19 protein-coding genes and 2 pseudogenes are annotated in these 19693 nt (G+C 54.9%); 9 read left to right on the forward strand and 12 right to left on the reverse strand.

What is annotated here, in order from left to right; genetic code table 11:
* Positions 1-76 precede the first annotated feature (76 nt).
* The gene (locus G7Y41_RS06120) at positions 77-1330 is read left to right on the forward strand and encodes a Gfo/Idh/MocA family protein (RefSeq protein ID WP_165315918.1); all 1254 of its coding nucleotides are present in this window, start codon (positions 77-79) and stop codon (positions 1328-1330) included.
* A 145-nt stretch (positions 1331-1475) separates the two neighbouring features.
* Positions 1476-2630, forward strand: a complete 1155-nt coding sequence (locus G7Y41_RS06125) for an ROK family transcriptional regulator (RefSeq protein WP_165315917.1) — start codon at positions 1476-1478, stop codon at positions 2628-2630.
* 275 nt (positions 2631-2905) lie between these two features.
* Here G7Y41_RS06125 and G7Y41_RS10220 read toward each other — a convergent pair whose 3' ends face one another.
* The 4 genes and pseudogenes from G7Y41_RS10220 to G7Y41_RS10235 form a co-directional block, all read right to left on the reverse strand.
* Positions 2906-3355, reverse strand: a complete 450-nt coding sequence (locus G7Y41_RS10220) for a transposase (RefSeq protein WP_165316474.1) — start codon at positions 3353-3355, stop codon at positions 2906-2908.
* Positions 3277-3501, reverse strand: coding sequence for a transposase (locus tag G7Y41_RS10225; protein WP_196819466.1), 225 nt, complete (start codon positions 3499-3501; stop codon positions 3277-3279). The genes G7Y41_RS10220 and G7Y41_RS10225 overlap by 79 nt, the downstream gene beginning before the upstream one ends.
* Positions 3413-3653: pseudogene (locus G7Y41_RS10230) on the reverse strand (transposase). Before G7Y41_RS10230 ends, G7Y41_RS10225 begins: the two are co-directional and overlap by 89 nt.
* A 115-nt stretch (positions 3654-3768) precedes the next feature.
* The gene (locus tag G7Y41_RS10235; protein ID WP_165316471.1) at positions 3769-3972 is read right to left on the reverse strand and encodes a transposase; all 204 of its coding nucleotides are present in this window, start codon (positions 3970-3972) and stop codon (positions 3769-3771) included.
* Positions 3973-4230: 258 nt separating this feature from the next.
* Here G7Y41_RS10235 and G7Y41_RS06150 point away from each other — a divergent pair.
* The 4 genes and pseudogenes from G7Y41_RS06150 to G7Y41_RS06165 form a co-directional block, all read left to right on the forward strand.
* Positions 4231-4606, forward strand: a pseudogene (locus G7Y41_RS06150) (integrase core domain-containing protein); the annotation flags it as partial.
* Positions 4607-4623: 17 nt separating this feature from the next.
* Positions 4624-4863 carry a DUF4268 domain-containing protein gene (locus tag G7Y41_RS06155; protein WP_196819468.1) on the forward strand — a complete coding sequence of 80 codons (240 nt, stop codon included), beginning with the start codon at positions 4624-4626 and terminating at the stop codon, positions 4861-4863.
* A 29-nt stretch (positions 4864-4892) separates the two neighbouring features.
* Positions 4893-5732, forward strand: coding sequence for a hypothetical protein (locus G7Y41_RS06160; RefSeq protein WP_165316319.1), 840 nt, complete (start codon positions 4893-4895; stop codon positions 5730-5732).
* Between the two features lie 11 nt (positions 5733-5743).
* On the forward strand, positions 5744-6421 hold the full coding sequence (locus tag G7Y41_RS06165; RefSeq protein WP_165316318.1) for a GNAT family N-acetyltransferase: 678 nt from the start codon (positions 5744-5746) through the stop codon (positions 6419-6421).
* A 474-nt stretch (positions 6422-6895) separates the two neighbouring features.
* Here G7Y41_RS06165 and G7Y41_RS06170 read toward each other — a convergent pair whose 3' ends face one another.
* Genes G7Y41_RS06170 through G7Y41_RS06190 form a run of 5 tightly spaced genes read right to left on the reverse strand, consistent with a single transcriptional unit; the run spans position 6896 to position 14106 of the window.
* The gene (locus G7Y41_RS06170; RefSeq protein ID WP_442984268.1) at positions 6896-10027 is read right to left on the reverse strand and encodes a type I restriction endonuclease subunit R; all 3132 of its coding nucleotides are present in this window, start codon (positions 10025-10027) and stop codon (positions 6896-6898) included.
* Positions 10017-11060, reverse strand: a complete 1044-nt coding sequence (locus G7Y41_RS06175) for a virulence RhuM family protein (RefSeq protein ID WP_165316317.1) — start codon at positions 11058-11060, stop codon at positions 10017-10019. The genes G7Y41_RS06170 and G7Y41_RS06175 overlap by 11 nt, the downstream gene beginning before the upstream one ends.
* Entirely contained in the window at positions 11053-12270 is a 1218-nt protein-coding gene (locus tag G7Y41_RS06180) for a restriction endonuclease subunit S (RefSeq protein ID WP_165316316.1), read from the reverse strand. The genes G7Y41_RS06175 and G7Y41_RS06180 overlap by 8 nt, the downstream gene beginning before the upstream one ends.
* Positions 12267-13838, reverse strand: a complete 1572-nt coding sequence (locus tag G7Y41_RS06185; protein WP_165316315.1) for a class I SAM-dependent DNA methyltransferase — start codon at positions 13836-13838, stop codon at positions 12267-12269. Before G7Y41_RS06185 ends, G7Y41_RS06180 begins: the two co-directional genes overlap by 4 nt.
* Positions 13839-13857: 19 nt before the next feature.
* A complete protein-coding gene (locus tag G7Y41_RS06190; protein WP_165316325.1) occupies positions 13858-14106 on the reverse strand; it encodes a helix-turn-helix domain-containing protein in 249 nt (82 codons plus the stop codon).
* A 699-nt stretch (positions 14107-14805) separates the two neighbouring features.
* On the opposite strand from G7Y41_RS06190, the gene G7Y41_RS06195 reads away from it, so the two are divergent.
* Positions 14806-15081, forward strand: a complete 276-nt coding sequence (locus tag G7Y41_RS06195; protein WP_196819469.1) for a DNA polymerase family A protein — start codon at positions 14806-14808, stop codon at positions 15079-15081.
* On the opposite strand, the gene G7Y41_RS06200 is transcribed toward G7Y41_RS06195, so the two are convergent.
* Positions 15066-16055 carry an Abi family protein gene (locus G7Y41_RS06200; RefSeq protein WP_165316314.1) on the reverse strand — a complete coding sequence of 330 codons (990 nt, stop codon included), beginning with the start codon at positions 16053-16055 and terminating at the stop codon, positions 15066-15068. The genes G7Y41_RS06195 and G7Y41_RS06200 overlap by 16 nt on opposite strands.
* Before the next feature lie 381 nt (positions 16056-16436).
* Positions 16437-16613, reverse strand: a complete 177-nt coding sequence (locus G7Y41_RS10060) for a hypothetical protein (protein ID WP_231367246.1) — start codon at positions 16611-16613, stop codon at positions 16437-16439.
* Here G7Y41_RS10060 and G7Y41_RS10240 point away from each other — a divergent pair.
* A complete protein-coding gene (locus tag G7Y41_RS10240) occupies positions 16560-16934 on the forward strand; it encodes a hypothetical protein (RefSeq protein WP_503632184.1) in 375 nt (124 codons plus the stop codon). The two genes, G7Y41_RS10060 and G7Y41_RS10240, sit on opposite strands and share 54 nt — an antisense overlap.
* An 895-nt stretch (positions 16935-17829) precedes the next feature.
* On the forward strand, positions 17830-18477 hold the full coding sequence (locus G7Y41_RS06210) for a hypothetical protein (RefSeq protein WP_165316312.1): 648 nt from the start codon (positions 17830-17832) through the stop codon (positions 18475-18477).
* 229 nt (positions 18478-18706) lie between these two features.
* On the opposite strand, the gene G7Y41_RS06215 is transcribed toward G7Y41_RS06210, so the two are convergent.
* Positions 18707-19213 carry an O-acetyl-ADP-ribose deacetylase gene (locus G7Y41_RS06215; RefSeq protein ID WP_165316311.1) on the reverse strand — a complete coding sequence of 169 codons (507 nt, stop codon included), beginning with the start codon at positions 19211-19213 and terminating at the stop codon, positions 18707-18709.
* Positions 19214-19693: the final 480 nt, after the last annotated feature.

Raw genomic sequence — 19693 nt, forward strand, 5'->3', positions numbered from 1 at the left:
CACCCACGTAACCGGTGATCGCCACCGTATCCGCCCTCAAACATCACAAAATTCACCACACCCTACAGGAGTAACTATGGAAAACAACAACCGACTCGGCGTCGGAATCATTGGTGCCGGATTCATCGCAAAGTTCCACGCACGCTCGTGGGGCGGCGTACGCGACGGCGATATCGTCGCAGTGACCTCGCGGACACAGGCGTCCGCAGAAAACCTTGCGCGCGAAGTTGAAGACCTTGGCGTTGGCACAAATGTTACTGTCCATGCGAATATCGCCTCACTGGTTCAAGATCCCCGAGTCGACGCGGTCTGGGTACTCACACCAAACTTTGCACGAATCGAAACCATCGAAGCGATCGTTGACGAAGTGAAAACCGGTCGCGCTTCACTTCGAGGAATCGCAATCGAAAAGCCGCTCGGACGCACCGTCGCCGAAGCGCGGCGAGTGCTCGAACTGGTGGAAAGCGCAGGACTGCTGCACGGCTACCTCGAAAATCAGGTTTTCGCTCCCGGAATCACCCGCCCCCACGAACTGCTGTGGACGCGTGCCGCAGGAATCGCCGGTTCTCCATATCTTGCGCGCGCCGCCGAAGAGCACTCCGGCCCCCACAACACGTGGTTCTGGAATGGAGTTGAAGAAGGTGGTGGTGTCCTGAACGACATGATGTGCCACTCCGTCGAGGCTGGCCGCTATATGCTCACTCCCCCAGGTGTTGATCCAGCCGAATGGCTAACCCCCGTGTCGGTGAGCGCCTCGATCAACTCACTCAAATGGGGACGGACACGTTACGCGAGTGAACTCGAAGAGAAATATCCGGGTATCGTTGACTACACGAAGACACCATCCGAGGACTACGCCCATGCAGTCTTCGAGTTCCGTAACGGTGATGGTGAACCCGTGATCGTCGAGGCAACGACATCGTGGAGTTATGTTGGTGCCGGCCTTCGTTTGTCCTTCGAGCTGCTTGGCCCCGAATATTCGATGGATTCATCCACGCTGGCAACTGAGTCACGAGTATTCCTTTCGCGTAACCTTCAGCAAGAAGAGGGCGAAGACCTGATCGAAAAGCAAAACGCCGAGCAGGGCCTGATGCCGATAGTCTCCGACGAAGCGATGACCTACGGATACACGGGCGAAAACCAGGCATTCACGACTGATTTCCTTGCCGGTCGGCAGCCTCGTGAATCCCTCCACAATGGTCTGCAAGTGATGGAGCTGCTGATGGCTGCCTATCACTCGGCGGAAACAGGGCGAACGGTGACATGGCCAGTGAACTTGGAAGATTTCGTTCCCGCGGTTGCGCGCGGAGAGTGGAACCCCCGCGGCTAAGTGACCGAATCTGCAAACATCACACAAATGCCCGGTCACCAGAGCAATCAGTGGAGATCACAGCAACCAGCGTTTGTGTGAGAATACGGCCGGGGAATGTTTGAAACTACTTTCCCCGGCCATTTTCTGTCAGAATTGAGGCACTATGGGTGTTTCGGAACTATCTCGGCATAACAGTCTGCGGATTCTACGTTTTCTTTTTGCACAGGGGCCAGCAAGCCGTATTTCTTTAGGGAAGGAGCTCAAGCTTGCCCCCGCGACAGTGAATCGCTTATGCGCGCGTTTGCTTCAAGAGGGACTTCTTGTGGATCGCGGAATCAATGAAAATACGGGCGGTCGCCCGTCGATGGTTGTTGATTTCAACGCAGCACGAGGCTGCCTGCTGGTTGCCGACATCGCCGATCACCGCACCGTGATCCGCCTGATCGATCTACGAGGTGCGATGCTGCGTGAGTGGATCCACCCAACAGAGGGGGATGCGTCCGTTCGGTATCATCAGTTCTTTGAGCATATTGAACACGCATGGAACGAGGCTGCGGACCATCAGGTGATCGCCATCGGAGTGTCGGTGCCCGGACCTGTAAACGATGACGGGATCGTGCTTTTCGCACCGGCGTTCAATTGGAAAATGGTGCCTTTGAAGGCTGATCTGGAGAGTCGCTTCACGGTACCAATCGCTGTTGAGAACGATGCGAATCTCATCGCGATCGCGCAGGCGAGAGACAGTCATTGGGATTCGTATCGCTCGCTATTCGTTCTTGCAGTTTTTGATGGCATTGGCTCAGGAATCATTGAAAATAGGAGCATTTGGCGGGGTGCTGTAGGCGCTGCTGGTCAAGTTGGTCGTCTTTTGATGGGAAGTTCATCCCTGGTCAACGACTACTCCGGGTACGGCGATCTGGAATCTCATCTTGGCGCGTCTTCGATGGTGCGGCGTGCACTCGATGCCGGTCTGAATGTCGCAGAGGTTCCAGACGCGGATGCCATTTTCCGTCTTGCACAAAACGTCGATAGCCGCGCGGTTGAGCTGGTTGATGGATTCCTTGATGACTTTGCCCTGGCACTGGTTAACGTGTGCGCGCTGTTGGCACCGGAGGTCATTCTTTTTGCGGGGCTTTTCGATCGGTGGTCGGAGTATGTTCTCCCCCGGTTGCAGTCCCGGCTCGAAGATCACGTTGTTCATGTGCCACTGCTTGCCCCAGTTCACGGTGGCGATACCGCTGCTCTACTGGGAGCACGATGGATTGCCTTTGATGCGGCGGGTGGGATCGAAGCGCTGCTGCACCATCATGATGTGTGACGTTGATGAACTTTGATGCCACCACCCCGCTCATATCGTCGCGAGGAGTTTCGTGGGCTTTTACGTCAGCCAATAAACCCTAGATTTTGGGGCTTATCCCCTTTTGCCAATGGGATTGTTGACTTTTATGTGCTTTGCGGTAAAGGCTTTGTTGGTGTGCTTACGGCGTGCCAAAGGAGCCTGTCAAGTTTTTTGTGTGAGTGGTGGGTTTATGTGGTGGGGAATCGGTTGGGGTAGTGGAGGGCAAGTTCGCCGAGGACGGTTTGCCGGGTGCTTTACGTGGACTGCCTTTGGGAAGGCCTGCTTCCTTGGCTCGTTCGCGTGGGCGTTTGTCTTCGATGTTCGTGAATTGCTAGCCATAAGAGTTTGACTGCGGCCGTGTCAGAGGGGAAATGGCCCCGGTTCTTCGTGATCTTACGAAGTTGATAGTTCAGTGACTCGATTGAGTTCGTGGTGTAGATAGCTTTTCGGGTGGCTGGCCAACGCCAAGAACGGAATAAACCGGCTCCCCTGGCGTTCTTCCAGGTGGCAACCGCAGCTGGATACTTCGCTGCCCAGGCAGAGGTTTCAAACGCGTCCAGTGCCTTAGAGGGCGGTGTCTTCGTTGACCGCGGTATAGATCGGTCGCAGAGCCGCGGCGAGGGGTTTACGATCCGTAGGCGACGAACCTCATCGAGGCCCGGATCAAGTGCACCACACAGGTCTGGACCACTGCCCTGGACCAGGTCGCATTGATCGCTTCAGGAAACCCACTCAGCCCGTCACAGACGATGATAAGGACGTCACCCACGCCGCGGTTGGCAAGCTCGGCACAGACTCCGGCCCAGAATTTTCGCTCCTTCGCTGGCCTGGACCCAGATCCCGAGCACATGTTTGACACCGTCGAGATCCACCCCGATCGCGATGTGAGCAGCTTTGGAAGCGACCCTGTTGTGGTCCTTGATCTTGACGAATCGCGTCCATGAACATGACCGGATAAAACTCTTCCAGTGGTCGTGCCTGCCAGGCGATGATCTCCTCCAAGACAGCATCAGTGATATTCGAGATCGTCTCGTGGGAGATCTCGGTACCGACCGTGGCCTCTCAGTGGTGTTGGATCTCCCGGATCGTCATTCCCCCATATAAGGAGATAATCATGTCATCCAGGCCCCCGAGGCGGCGCTGGCCGGGCGCAACAAGGTAGGAAGAACGTGCCAGCCCGGTCCCGGGGCTGATCAATCCTGACCGGTCCGACCTCGGTCTTGATCGTTTTCGGTGTTGTCCCGTTACGAGAGTCCCCACTGCCACGACCTGTCGCCTCGTGCTTGTCATAACCCAGGTGCTCGGTCAGCTCGGCCTTCACCCCTCCTCTCGAGGACAGCTTTAACCAACTCGGGAAAAACCTCCCTCACCCGTCAGCCAGAGCCCACGATCAGACGTCGATCTCACAAGCTGGTCAAGAAAACCATCACCAATCAGCTCACGACAAAGCCAACGAGCCTCCGACTCATTCCCCGCAACACCAGCCACATACATAGCCAATCCTCATTTCTTCCCGATTGACCACTTACACAAACAATCCGACACGCTCGCGATCACCAGCGCGAAGGAAACGACCGGGTTGATTCACCACAGCGATCACGGGAGCCAGTATGTATCGATTGTGTATAACGAACGGCTCACCGATGCTGGTATCACTCCATCAACAAGAACAGTTGGGGATTCTTACGATAACGCGCTGGCCGAGAACGTCAACGGCTCGTATAAGAACGAGTTGATCCATACCCGGACCTGGCGTGATGCGCTCGAGGTCGACAACGCTACCCTTCGAGTGGGTGACCTGGTGGAACCATGCCCGTCACCACCAGGCCCTCGACTACCACACGCCAGTCGAGGTCGACAACAACTACCGGAACATCACAAACACATCAGAGAAAACGAAAACCAGGACAAATGCCCAGGAAACAAACCCAGAACACTTCGGTCAAAAGGTATAGGATAGGCGTCAAAAGGTATGGGGGTAGACGATGCTTTTGAGACGTTCATTGGTCCTTCGTTGAAAGGAAGCCAGGGCCAGTTCTTCACTCCTCGATACGTTACCAATCTGGTTCGCTCTCTAGTCAGGCCAAAGATCGGTGACATGGTCCTCGAAAAGAGCGTGACCTTCGGCGATAAGAACCAATGGGAAGCACAATTCGATTGGATTATTGATGTCATGCTCGAAATGAAGAAGGCGTTCAAGAAACACTTATAATTTATCTTGTTTGAGGGAGAAGCTACAGAATGGGTGAAAAAGTATACAAGCCGATTGTAAAAGATGGAGATCACCTCATTCGTTCCAAGGATAATCCAGATCGCGTGAGAGGATTGACGCGGGACGAGAATAATCAGAATCCGGACATCATCGAGTGGGAAGAGTACGATGTTGACGATTTACGGAGCGATGATTATGATCCATACCCTTATGAAGAACGGCGCGTTCAATTAACACCGGAGCAGGAAGAGTTTGCACAGCAAGTCGGAGAAGCTCTGGGGGCAGCCATCGTAGCCGGAGGTATCTTACTGTTTCGAGAGGTTATATCTCCTTGGTGGAAAAATGCGGCATGGCCTTGGGTCAAGGAAAAGGGTTGCGGTATAAAAGATGCTATTAGTGGGAAGAATGAGCAAAAAACCACTACGTCAGCAAAAACAGTGGTTAAAAAGCAAGCCGAGCCAGACAGACGGTTTGCAGATGTTTCTTCGCAGATTGATAGGGTACTTGAACAGATTTACTTTGAGGTGGATGAAGAGGAAGCCAAAGCCCATATGGTGAGACTGGTCTATCATATGCTTGGGGTGATAAATGAAATCCGAATAATTAGTAACGCTCGAATCAGGAAAGACTGCGAATCGGAAGAATTATGTATTGAACGGCAGAAGGAAGCTGAGAAGTTTCTTTCGGAGAAGGTGGCTGCCGGTCTGGATCAGTTACTTTCAAATGAAAATCTACGACTGAACCTGAACACGTCAAGGGAATTGTTCTCATTGACTGGCGGCGGAGTTCGGTTCAATGGTACATATGTTCCTGTGCAGGCGATTAAAATTGATGAGGCATTAAAGGTGATACCAATGCCGGAGCCATAAAGGATGTATATATGAAGCAACTGAAAGAAAAAGAATATGAGGAATTTCAGCAGCACCTCTACAACAAGACGCATGGGTACATTTGGACGCCGGACACGCTGGAACTTATATGCAGCAGTAACAACAACGATCCGGAGCGTATCGGCAGACAGATGCTTAAGATGATGGGAAAGCTGCGCAACGAGCATATCTCCTACATGACGAGCGACAAGCACAAAAAATATGTGATTCATAGCCTTCGTAAGGGTGAAACCGAATTGCTGAAGGACTTCTTATATGAAGCAATCTTCATACCGAAAGGCGCAGAGCCGCCGGAGTGGGATATCATTGAGAAGCCGGAACTTCGTGTGTACACGGATGACTTTGGTACCCGCAAAGGTGATAATTGCCTGATGGCTGACTTTGACGGCAAGGTGGTCGGGGCGGTCTGGACAAGGATCATGGACGATTATGGTCATGTGGATGATGAGACACCATCCTTTGCCATTTCGCTTTACAAAGCGTATCGCGGTCAGGGCATCGGCGCACAGCTTATGGTGAAGATGCTTGAACTACTGAAATGGCAGGGATATGAACGAGCGTCCCAGGCGGTACAGAAAGCAAACTACGCCGTAAAGATGTATAAGAATGTTGGATTCGAGACGGTCGATGAAAACACTGAAGAATATATCATGGTGTGCGAGTTGTAAATCGGGATTTGTGGAGGAAAAGAAAATCATGAACGAAGTAAACAAAACACTTTATATCCCTCACATCACCTGCACGCGCGCCATATGCCCGCACCCAGTCGAACAGAACTTGCACCCACCCAAGCCGAACATGCACCCACTTCGACCTAATGTGCACCCACCCGGCCCCATGTATCCAATAGGGTCAGGTTTGGTCCAAGAGAACGTCACTTTAGATACAAGGATTTCCGGGTCTCCCGGGAAGTGTCCGGGGTGGCGTTTTTGGTGTTCTGGCGGAGTTTTGAGGTGTGAGGCTCGGTCGTGCGGAGCTGTCGAGGGGCTCCTGCTGGTGGCTGATTGGGGTCTCGGAGTAGCCTCTCGGGTCCCCACTCGCGCCTCTCAGACAGGAAACGTCAAAAAGTATGGTCCGCGTCAAAAGGTGTGACGGTGAATGTGCCCCTTCCGCTGAAAATGCGGAAGGGGCACGGCTCACACTTAGTCCTGCTCGCCAGTAGCTAAGTGTTCGGCTTGTTCAATGACGAGCTGCACGGCTTGTTCACGCTTGTCTGGTGGGTACTTGTACTTGGCAAGCAGCCGTTTGATGCGTGAGCGCATGCGGGCTCGTACGGATTCTTTGACTGTCCAGTCCAAGGTGGCAGAGGAGCGGATCGTGGCCACCAGTTCCCGAGCGATCGTCTTCAGGGTTTCGTCGCCCATTTCGAGAATGGCCGAGTCATTTTGGATGATGGCGTCGTAGAGGGCGATCTCTGCTTCGCTCAGTCCCAGCTGCTGGGCGCGTTCGTGGTCTGCACGCATTTCCTTGGCCAGATTGACCAACTCAGCGATGATCTCTGCCGTGGTAAGCGACCGGTTGGTATAGCGTGCTAACGCATCACTCAGCATCTCGGAAAACTTACGCCCCTTAACCAGGTTCTTCCGGCTGACGGTGCGGATCTGGTCCCCCAACAGTCGCCGCAACAACCCCATCTGGAGGTTGGGAGTGGTGGAGTGTGCAACAGAGTCCAAGAACTCATCGGAAAGCAGGGAAAGTTCAGGGGACTCCATGCCAGCGAACTGGAAGACGTCGATCACCTGGTCTGCGGTGACTGTGTCGTTGAGCATCTGCCCGAGCACCGTGTCCAGGTTGCTGCCTCCGCGCCGTGATTCACCCGAGTCAGGGTTGAGGATCTTCAATACCGCGGCACGCACATCAGTGAACAGGCGTACATCGTTGCGAATCGCCTCAGCTTCGGGCCGTGAGGCAACAAGCGCGAAAGCCTTCGCCAGGGCAAGCACTTGATCGTTGTACCGGGCAGTGAGATCCGGGTCAGACAGCACGTGATCAAGGACTGCGGCGTACTGAGCCAGACGTTCCTTCGCAGGCAGATCCGGGGAAGAATCAAAGGTAACGCCGTGGAGCATCCCGCGCACCACGTCATGCTTTTCCAGCATGACGTCAACGAGCTCTTGGATGGGCACACCCGCCTGCTCACGGTCTGAGGGCGAATACACGCTCAGGGCCTGCTGGAGGGAAGCGAAGAGGCCGATGTAGTCGACGATCAGCCCACCGGGCTTGTCCTTAAATCTCCGGTTGACGCGAGCGATTGCCTGCATGAGCCCAGCACCTTGCATGGGCTTGTCCACATACATCGTGTGCATGGACGGAGCATCGAAGCCGGTGAGCCACATATCGCGGACAATGACAATTTCCAACTCATCATCGGGGTTCTTCGCGCGGAGCTTAAGGTCACGCCGTTCATCTTTGGAGTGGATATGTGGCTGGAACTCGACGGGATCAGCAGCAGAGCCCGTCATCACGACCTTGATGCAGCCCTTGTCGATATCATCGGAATGCCATTCGGGGCGCAGGGTTGTGATCTTGTTGTACAGGGCGACGGCGATACGCCGACTCATCGTCACGATCATTGCCTTGCCGGCCATTGTGGAACGGCGCTTTTCCCAGTGAGCCACGATGTCCGCGGCAATCGCATCCAGCCGGGCCTCCGCACCGACGAGAGCCTCCAGCCGAGACCACTTGCTCTTGGCTTGTTCGGACTCTGTCGCGCTCGCCTCACTGGTCTCATCCACCAGTGCGTCAAGGCTCTTGAGCTGCTCATCATCGAGGGCGACTTTCACCAGGCGGGACTCGTAGAAGATCTTGACGGTGGCCCCATCCTCCACGGCGCGGGTGAGGTCGTAGATGTCGACGTAGTCACCGAAGACTGCGCGTGTGGAACGGTCATTGGTTTCAATTGGGGTGCCGGTAAAGCCGAGGAAGGTGGCACCCGGCAGTGCGTCACGCAGGTGCTTGGCCAGTCCGGCTTTCAGTCTGCCCTGGCTGTCGAGGCTTTCCTCAAAGCCATATTGGGAGCGGTGCGCTTCATCGGCGACAACGACCACGTTGCGCCGGTCGGTGAGGACCGGGTTGGTGTCACCATCTTGGCCCGGTGCGAACTTCTGCAGCGTGGTAAAGATGATCCCGCCCGAGGCTCGGCTCAAGAGGCGGCGAAGATCATCCCGGCCATTTGCCTGTACTGGAGCTTCAGGCAGGATCTGGGCTGGCGCGAACACCTCACCGTAGAGCTGGTCATCGAGGTCGTTACGGTCGGTGATGAACACAAGAGTAGGGTTAGCCATCCGCGGGTCACGCATGAGTTTGGCAGCGTAGAAGACCATCTCGAAGCTCTTGCCTGAGCCTTGAGTGTGCCACACCACGCCACCTCGCTTATTCCCTCCGGGACCTGCGGCACGGACCGTTGACTCCACAGCGGCGTTGACGGCCCAATACTGGTGGTACTTCGTGATGCGTTTGATGATGGTGCGACGTCGTTGCCCGGTTGCCTGATCGGTGACCGGCTCGTCGGAGTAGACCACGAAGTTTCGCAGGATATCGAGGAAACGCTCGGGCGCGAACACGCCCTTGAGCAGCACCTCGAGGGCAGGCCGATTCGTGATGACGTCTCGCCCATCGATGGTCTTCCAGGGCGCGTAGTGCTCGAATCCGCCGGTAAAGGAACTCATCGCGGCACTGGTCCCATCAGAGATGACAGTGACGACATTGGGAATGAACACGCTGGGGATTTCACGCCGATAGGTCTGAATCTGGTTCCAGGCGTTGCGCAGAGTTGCATTCTCATCGGCTGGGTTCTTCAACTCCAGCAGACCAACAGGCAGACCGTTAAGGAAAATAAGCACGTCAGGGCGGCGATTATGGCCAGCTTCAATGATGGAGAACTGGTTGAGTGCCCGCCAGTCATTATTCGCAGGCGTATCAAAGTCCACGAGCCGCAGGCGCACCGTGGAAGGCCTGCCGTCATCCCCGGTTATCTCAACCGGCACCCCACGCACCATCAACTCGTGGAGCCGCTGGTTCTCACTCATCACATCCTGCGACTCCGCACGCTGAATTCGCACCACGGCAGAACGAACAAGATCAGGATCCGCGCCAGGATTGAGTCGGGCGAGTGCATCGGCCACGTGGGTCCACAGGATGCAGTCACCAAGGGAATCCCTGACGTCGTCCACCGTGGCATCCACGGGTGCGTACCCGGTGTAGTAACCAATCTCGGCGAGCCATTCTTTCGCGGCATGCTCCACAGTTGATTCGTTGAATTTGTCAGTGAGCATCATCATTACCTGTATCGGTGGCTTTGTGCGCCTCAGCGGCGAAGCGGTCAAAGTCTGAGACATAGCGGGCGTCTTGTACCTTGCGGAACTCTCCAAACTCCTTCAAAGCGTGTGCGTCGGCCACCCTTCTACTGACGGTGCCCGCATTGTCGAGAATCTCGCGTGCATCCAGCGTGAGAACCTGGTCTAGGAATTCCACCCAGTTGTCCATAGTGGTGGCGATCTGACGACGAGCCCGTGACTCTGCGAGGTTGAGATAGGCCTCCACTAAGGACCCCAGATCCTTGAGCTCGGCGTCGGAGAGGTAGTTCTTACCAACGGTGACATCGCTACGAAGAATCTTGCCGTCGGGGCTGTTCTTCCACGAGGTGAGCCCCATATGCGGTTGGGAGGCGTCGGCTCGTTGCTTGATGAGTTCCGCAGCTGTGTGACCGTGGACCGCGTAGTGCATCTTGTTCTGCACGGTGGCAAAGAACCTCTTAGCAAGCGGGGAGGAGGAATCGTAATCGACAGCAGTGGCGAAGATGTCCGTCACTTTCTGGTAGAAGCGGCGCTCGGAGAGGCGGATCTCTCGGATCTCTTCGAGCAGTTGCTCGAAGTAGTCCACGCCGAGGATCTCACCCTGTTCCATACGCGCGCGATCGATGACGTAGCCGCGCAGTGTGAAGTCCCTCAGTACCTTGGTGGCCCACCGGCGGAACTGCGTTGCCCGTACTGAGTTCACCCGGTAGCCCACTGAAATGATTGCGTCGAGGTTATAGTGGTCGATATTGCGCGTTACTTGCCGGGAGCCTTCGGATCGAACTATCCGGAAATTCCGGACAGTTGCCTCTACCTCGAGTTCTGCGCTGTTGTAGATGTTGCGTAGGTGTTCACTGATGGTGCGCACGTCCACACCGAACAGCTCAGCCATGAGTTTCTGCGTCAGCCAAATCGTGCCATCCTCGTAACGCACCTCGATACTGCCATTCGCTTCGCTAGTGAAGACGAGAAACTGAGAAGAGGAGACCTCCACGTGCTTATTCTCAGACATCCACGACCTCCTCATCAAGAGCTTTGTTCACGAGCTGTCCAGCCTCATCCACCCGCATACGCCCATTCATAAGCTCCGGCAGCAGAGCATCGCGCAACTCTGCGAGCCTAAGATTCTGGAACGACAAGGCCTCTAAGAACGCCATGAGTTGGTTCGCAGGCTGGAGGAGAACGATGAGAGTCTCGTCAGCGATTCGGGGAACAGGCCATGCACCTATGTCTTTCCAAGATGCGCGTGGCATTCGCGTGCCAGTAGCTGAGGCGGAGATCGAATCAATCAACGCATCAGAAGAAGCAACAACAGTGATCAATGGGAGAAACTCACGAAGGCGTGGACGGACCACGAGGATGTCCGTCGAGCACACTCCCGAAACTGGAGCGACACCCACTTTCTTAAAGTAGGGGCGCAATTTGCCAAATAGAAGATCGCCTTGCCTGAACCGGGTTTTATTACTGGCAATACCAGCATGCTCAACATTTTCCCATGAATTCAAGAATACTGATCCTCGAGGCATATGCTCTAGGGCAATATACTTGTCACCGCTCACTACGTTTTCAGGCCGCACAGACTCTTTGGAATGAGTGCAATATGCATCAAACGTCGTGAAGTCCGCTTCAGAAAACTGGGAGAAAATACGCTCAATCAACGCGCGGAGCAGTCGCTCGCCAATGTACTGCTGTTTCCGGTTGGATTCGATTTTGTCGTCCAGCACTCCCAGCACCCCAGCAATCCGCCGCTGTTCTGTGATTGGCGGGCACGGAATTTGTACCTTCCTAAGTTCAACCTGTGATATCCCGAAGACTGTCGTACCAGTTGCCCGTGAGTCCAGGTCATTCCTAACAAGTGGCGACTGGAGTGCATAGAAAAGAAAGCGGCCAACAGCTAGCGACGGTTCAGTCCGAAGCGCATACAAACGCTGTCCGAGAACCCAATCGACGTCGCGTTTCAGATATGCAACTTCACCAAGTGGTGCTTCTGAGGTTAAGATAGTATCCCCCGCAGCTAACGGAATTTTCATCCACTTTGCGTATGTTTCGGAATTCACATAGTGATGGTCGTTTTCGTTGATACGTGAGCCCTTGATGTTTAAAGCAGAAATTACTCGGTGGCCAGAAGCAGTCCAATCTGATCCAAGTTTTTTCGGAGTTTTCCCGCGATGATCAATGATCAGTGAGGTCGCTTGGTCGATCATAATCAGAGGAAAAGTCATCGCTTTCCTCCAAACATTGCTCGGATCTGGGTTTCGAGTTCGCGACCGCGGTCGAGTTCGGCGAGGAGTTCGGCGGTCAGGCGCTTTATCTTCTGCTCGGTGGGCTCGGCGTCGGGATCCTCTGTCTGATCGAGCCCGACGTAGCGACCCGGGGTGAGGATAAAGTCGTTGTCCCGGATATCCTCGAGAGTAGCTGCCTTGCTAAATCCGGCGACGTCCTCGTAACTCTCGTGCGCGTCACGCGAGCGCCACGTGTTGTAGGTGCCGGCAATGCGGTCGATGTCCACCTCGGTGAGCTGCCGCTGTGCACGGGTAATCATCTCACCCATGTTGCGAGCGTCAATGAAGAGCACTTCTCCGTGGCGGTCACGATGCCCGTTGCCGTGCCGGTTCTTTGAGAGGAACCACAGGCACGCAGGAATCCCCGTGTTGAAGAAGAGCTTATCGGGTAGCGCCACAATGCAGTCCACGAGGTCTGCGTCGACCAGCGCCTGGCGGATCGTGCCGTCCGTCTTTGTTTTGGAAGACAGCGCACCGTTGGCCATGACGAAGCCCGCGGCACCTGAGGGCGCGAGGTGGTAGAGGAAGTGCTGGATCCATGCGTAGTTCGCGTTGGAGTCATTCGGTGTGCCATAGGTCCAGCGTGGGTCATCCTCCAAGACTGCTGACCAGTATCCCTTCAGGTTGAAGGGAGGATTGGCGATGATGAAATCCGCACGAAGGTCCGGATGTTGATCTTCGGTGAAGGTTTCCGCGTCGCGCGGGCCAAGGTCTGCCTCGATGCCACGCAGCGCCAGATTCATCTTGGCCAGGCGCCAGGTGGAGGCGGCCTTCTCCTGACCGTAGATAGACAGTGCATCCCGGCTGCCACCGTGGGCTTCTACGAAGCGGGCCGACTGCACGAACATGCCACCGCTACCGCAGCACGGGTCATAGACGCGGCCACTAAACGGTTGGAGCATTTCAACGAGCAGATTGACCACGCTGCGCGGCGTATAGAACTCGCCGCCGTCCTTTCCCTTCTCCGAGCCAGCGAACATACCAAGGAAGTACTCATAGACACGACCGAGGATGTCGTCAGCCCCGTGATCGGCGTCCGCACCGAAACCGATGGAGCCAATGAGGTCGATGAGCTCGCCGAGCATCTCGTCCTTGAGATCCTCGCGGCCGTAGTTGCGTGGTAGGACACCTGTCAGCGTGGGGTTCTCACGCTCGATCAGTCGCATCGCCTCATCAATGGCCTGGCCAATACCTGGCAGCTTGGCCTTGGCTTGCAGCTGCTCCCACCGGGCGCCGTCGGGGATCCAGAAGACGTTATGCCCAGAATACTCGTCGCGGTCCTCGAGGAAGGAGTAGAGCTGCTCTCCATCGATGCCGTCCTCGATCAGCTCGCGTTGCAACTCGCTGCGTCGCTCCGAGAACTTATCAGACACATATTTAAGGAACACAAGCCCGAGTACCACATGCTTGTACTCGGATGCCTCCTGGTTACCTTTGGCGCGCATCGACTCAGCGGTCTCCCACAGAGTCCGCTCGAGCGTCATTTCACTGTTCTTAGCTTTAGCCATAATGCGTCATCCAAACCTTTTAGTCTTCTTGTCGCGACGATTGAGTACATGGAACCAGTCCGACGATGTCCAGCCGCTGGCAGTGCAATGCTTCACACATACGCACAAGCACCGCGGTTGCGACATTCTCATCGCGGCCAAGCCTTGCGATTGTCGAGGCAGAGATTCTCGCTTGCTCTCGGAGATCCTGTTTCCTCATACCTTTGTCGAGACGCGTTTTCCACAAAGGTTTGTAACTGATCTTGAGCGTGCTGAAACGACTACTCATTGGGCTTTCACCTGGTTCGTAGCCCCCTTCAAGGTAGTCATAGTGGCCCTTGAGTGGGTCCTGTAACAGCAGCCCGAGGGCGTACCGGAAAGCAACAGGGCTAGCCACTTCGCCTCCTTCGCCCCGGTGTGTTCGGGAAACTTCTCTGCCGTTGAAATCTAACTCATCCACTGGTGTAGACACACCAGTCACTGTGACTCACATTGCCAGCCAGTATAGGCGGAACAGCTGAAAGGAATTCGCCGAGAAGGACGAATTGAGCCGGTAGAGGCAAGGTAAACCGAGTTGGTAAGTTCTCGTCACACTAAAGCCAAGGGTGTGAGTGCTGCATCTGACGTCATATGTGGTGACAAGTACTCCAAGGCTGCCAAGACCACGACGGCCTCGGCCTCGAAGGTCCCGAAACCCAAGGTGAGACGAAGTAACGACGGCACGTCCCCACTCAGCCATATATACCTCTCGCCCAGATGCCACCTACCTGGGGCTTCATCGTTTTCGCAAATAACCTGCACCCACGTGGCCGAACCCTGCACCCACTGGCCTCCATAGATGCATCCCCTCTGTCCAGCGATGCACCCACCTTGCGTTTGGGATCCACCGTGACCACCATTGGTCTATAGATAGAACATCAATACACACGCCCTCCCTGGACCTCAAAACATTTTCACCCACGCAGCTCGCCGCCTCACCGCGAGCAGGATGTTCGGTGTCCCGATCGAAACCTACGGCGGCAAGCTCACCGAGAATCTCATCCAAGCAACCGCCAGGGATCTGCTCACGAATGCCATGCACCAAGTCGATGCAGCCGGGCACCGGATCGTCATGCACATGCACGACGAGATCGTCGTCGACGAACCCGTAATCGGCTCCCCCGTGAAGGAGATCGTGGCGCTCATGACCCAGCCGGCCACCTGGGCAGACGGCCTAGCACTTGATGCAGACGGCTACGAGTGCGACTTCTACATGAAGGAATAGGAGCGATGAGGGGTATCTAGGCTGACTTCCCAATTGTCAGGGAACCCCATTTCAGTGATACTGCGTAGGCTGAGATTCTCGAAATCCTTTTGAATCAAGCCTGTGAGCTTTGACGGCCATGTTGTGCCCGGCGATATAGTGCGGAGCATGAATGCCATAACCAGTAGAGCCCCATAAAGTTTGTCGCTCTGCCCATCCGGTAGCGACGAGAGAGCAGTAATGGTGCGGAAAGCGTTCGTTGATGCTGGCGTGAGATGCCTGTTGAACAGGCGGGCATGATGGGCGCAAACGTTGCGCACAACAGTCAACTGCTCGCACCAACGCACAAGGGGATCCCTATCGTAATAGCTTTTCTTCTGCTTCGAGTTGAGCTGATCAGCATTTACATCGAATCCGAGGCTAGCAGAAATACGGTGTTGGGCATCAGCAGGTAATCCATCAAATAAAAGGGATACATCTGAAAAATCCAGCACCTCAGCCACTACCCAGAACGGGTACTGCCCGTACTTGTTCACATAGTGACGAATTGCTGCATTGCTTGACTTTGCTCGCACAACTCGACCATAAACTCTTGCAAGCCAAGCAACGTGATCGAATCCTTCACGGAACAACGATGGTTCACGATAAGCCAACGCACCATATTGCGTAATCCACTCGCCAACTCGAGTGCGCAGAGCAACTTCGATGCGCTCGATCCCATCATGCACCAGAGCACGCAGTTTGCGGTCAAACTCGTATAGGGCAGCGACCTCGCAAAATGATGTGTCTTCAACGAAGTCATCTAATCGAACTGGATCCTTTGGATCAGCGCTTTCTGGTAGGACGCGGTAGGGGTACCAATAGCCAGACAGCCTGTAGTACGAAACGTTTGACAGCCACTGCCGGGCAAGGGGCTCATCAAGAGCCATGCCGCGTTTGGATAGAAGCTCGAGCTGCTCCTCAAGCGTGGTTGGTTGCTTGACCTGAGGTCCCATGCATCGTCCTCCAGATAGAAATCCAGCCCGTCTACTCCAAGGGAGTAGCGGGCTGAACGGTTAACTCTATGGTAGCTCTGGTCCCTCAGTCTCGACAACTCCGCTCCGCTCGGTCCCGCAAACCCATACCAGCCGTCAACTCGGCACGCGTGGATCCACCATCCCGTCCGCTTGTGGCACGCATCGAATACGTATCGGTGAACGCCAAGCACAAGGGGCTCACTTGACGACACCGGGTCGTTACCCCATGAGAGCCGCTCAGGACGGCACTTTCGCAATGAGCGCACCGGGTATCACACTGAGAGGTTATCAACCGCTGTCTCTCACCGCCTAGGGCCTGAGAGGACGAGTGCGCTGCACGGTGCATCGCCGGGACGCCTCTCAGGAAGGCGGCTTAACATGAGCGGCAGTCTGAACCTGTGCACCCACCCGGACTTCGACAACCTGCGCACCATCATTGACGGCGAGACCATCTACATCTACGCAAAGGACGCCGCCACCGCGCTGGGATACACCAACACGAATAAGGCGATCAAAGATCACTGCGACAGGAATCATCACACACTCTGCACATATAAGCAGGTCAAAGCTCCTTTTTCCACTGAGAGTTTTCCGATTACTCCTGAGCCTCGTCCTCGTCTACTCCACCGGCCACACCACGCTACTTCTGTGCGCGTGATCTGGTCGCCCGCGTGCCACAGGGGCAACCGCCCGTGGGGGCGGGGAACTGAGACGCGTGATCTAGTCGCCCGTGGGTCACAGTGTCGTTGCTCAGGAGAATACACCCACCGAAAGATCCGCTTGCATCCCAGGTCAAGTTCACGCCAATTGCCAGGTACTCCTGTGCGCTGGAAGGAAACACGACGGTTGGGCGAATAGCTTTCCAGAACGCAAGCGAGATCAGGAGCGCCGTTACCTATATCCAAGGCAGCATTCAGGTACCAGATGAGGCTCATGTGCCCGAATACACGATGCGAGACGTGTTCAACTGACAGCATCCGGGAATCATCGGTGATCTTCGGCTTTATGTCGAACACTCGCGTAAACAGGCGGGCATGATGCGTTGAATAATTGCGAAGAATATTGAGCGCTTTGGACCAAGGCTCTAACTGTGCCCCACAATCAAGAACGCCACATGCGACCACTGATGGTTTAGCCACGTGAGGCCCCTGATGATGCAATCAACATCCTCGTTACTTCGCTGGGTGAAGCAACAAAGGATGTTGATTGCACCGAAATCGGATTCATTCCAGAAGAGCGTGCGTAGCTATCTATTGTCACCTACTTTTTGCCAGTTCCCGTAATTCTGCTCGCTTTGCTTTGGCCCAACACAAGTTCTCAGCGGAGGTCCGGAGTGACTCGATAATCTTGCGCACGGCCAGACGGTGCGATTCCAACTGCAAATGGCCGTTCTCTTCCACAAACGGCCGCGTCTCCTGCTCAAACTTGTCGAAGGCAGTCGCGAAATACCAACCCACGGCCATATCATGAACAAAGAGCAGGAGCGACAGGTCAGCGGCTTGTTCGGGCTCAAAAGGATGGAATGGGGATGAGCAAGTAGGGTAAGCGGTCGATCCTGCGCTTTATCTGCCGGGAACCTGTGGATCGAACTATCTGGAAATTCCGGATAGTTGCCCCTGCCATGAGTTCACCGCTGTCGAATATGTTGCGAGGGTGTTTACCCTCTTGGCCAGTTTTGAGTCCAAAACTCAAGTCAGGCAAAACTACACCTCCTTGACGAAAAAATGTCGGTGGATATCCGTAGAATTGAAATATGTCAACAACCATCTACGTGTATCCGGCAATGAGCCTCTTTCCACTTGTTGAGCAGACACGTGTCCGCACACAGGAGCTATTCCAAGAGCTTCTCGATCGGCACGACGTCGGCTCAACCATCGAGGTCAAAGCGTTTTACCCGCGTGAGGGTTTGCAAAAAGAATTCCATTACGTCGATAAGGACCTCACATGGGCACCGGATATGGAGTTGGGTTTTGCCTACTGGATCAACGGTGTGTGGGACTCCAACTCATGGCCTAGCTGTCTGCCTGTCGAGGACGAAGATCGGATCTCTGAAGAAGACCTCGTCTACCCGTTCAACTCGAATCCAGAACATCTTGGCCAATGGGGTATCGTCGAAGAGTTTGAGAATCTTCTTTCCCCGGAACGGCTGGCAAAAGTGCTTTCCCAAACCCATTACTGGTACGAGTACCGCAACGCCTTCGGCCCGGCAGTTGCCTCAACTGGTTATGGACTCGTCGCTGCTGCTCTAGCCGAAGCCACCGACGGAATTGTCGCTTCGTTTGACTGCGCATTCGATATCGAGCACAACGGCGAAACTGCCGAGGAGTTCCTCGCCTGGTGGGGTGACAGTCAGATTGCCGCCTACGGAATCGAATCATTCACGCGAAGTCGCAACGCCTAAATTCCTACCGGGGCGATGTCGTAGATGGAGTAATGCCGGGCGGGTTGAGCTCGGCCTGTGTCGATCAGCTAGCAATCGACCAGGTCGAGCAGGTCGAGCACGCACCCGAAGGTCATCAGCTCGATGTTGTTCATAGTCAAATTAATCCAGACGGGCTGGTCCCAGGGCAGATGCGTAGACCCTCATATCCGCGCTCGTAGAGAACACCGCCATCGAGGAGTAGGAGCAGCTATGCGTAACGCGTAAGGAGTTCCTGCACGGTCGACTGGATGTGTGCGTCCAAGGTGACAATTCTGATCTGCGAGACCTGAGTGGGTGTGTTGGAGAGAGTATCTACCGCAATCTTCACCGCATCTTCTTTCGGCCATCCATACACCCCGGCGCTGATCAATGGGAAAGCAATGGAGTCGACGCCGAGCTCATCAGCCACTGCCAAACAATTCCGATAGCTGGATTCCAACAAACGTTGATCCGTTTGCCCGGCCCGATAATTTGGACCTGGAGTATGAATCACGAATCGAGCAGGCAGATTGAAACCATGCGTCCATCCAGCTTTACCTGTTTCGAGTCCGTTGGGAAAACGAGCAATGCACTCTTCGAGAAGGCTGGGGCCCGCCGCCCGATGAATCGCGCCGTCAACACCGCCACCACCGCGCATCCGAGTGTTCGCGGCATTGACGATGGCATCGACATTCTGGGTTGTAATATCGCCAACAGTTGCATTCAGGACAGTCATACCGTTGATTTTCCCACACATGTCCGTCACATCAACAGAGGCAATCCCCTGTGTGAATTCAAGATTTTCGGGTGACCAATCGTTTCGTTGGTAAAGTATCTCCTCGCACAGGACCTAGACAAACCAGAGGTCTCACAACCGGTCCAGCACGCCAGTTTTCTGGGCTTTCATGCCATTACGGTAAGCAACCCTGAACCGTTCGTCATCTCAACACGTGCCATACATGAAACCACTGCCGTGTTCATACCAGGGAATATCACGCACTCAAAACCTACGAGACACCACTCCCCCAACACGCTCATTTCCACCACGGCAAGCCGGCCCTTGCCTCGGACATATCGAATCAGATACAATGTAACCATCGCGGCTGCTTCCGCCCTTCGGGGTCCAGGACCGGTCCTCATTTTCTTAGCACCGGAGGTGAGCACCGATCACGGTTGAGCGTTTACCCACTGTATTCAAGTCCTATGACGAGCACCT

The sequence above is a fragment of the Schaalia sp. ZJ405 genome (assembly GCF_011038885.2).
GTDB lineage: Bacteria > Actinomycetota > Actinomycetes > Actinomycetales > Actinomycetaceae > Pauljensenia.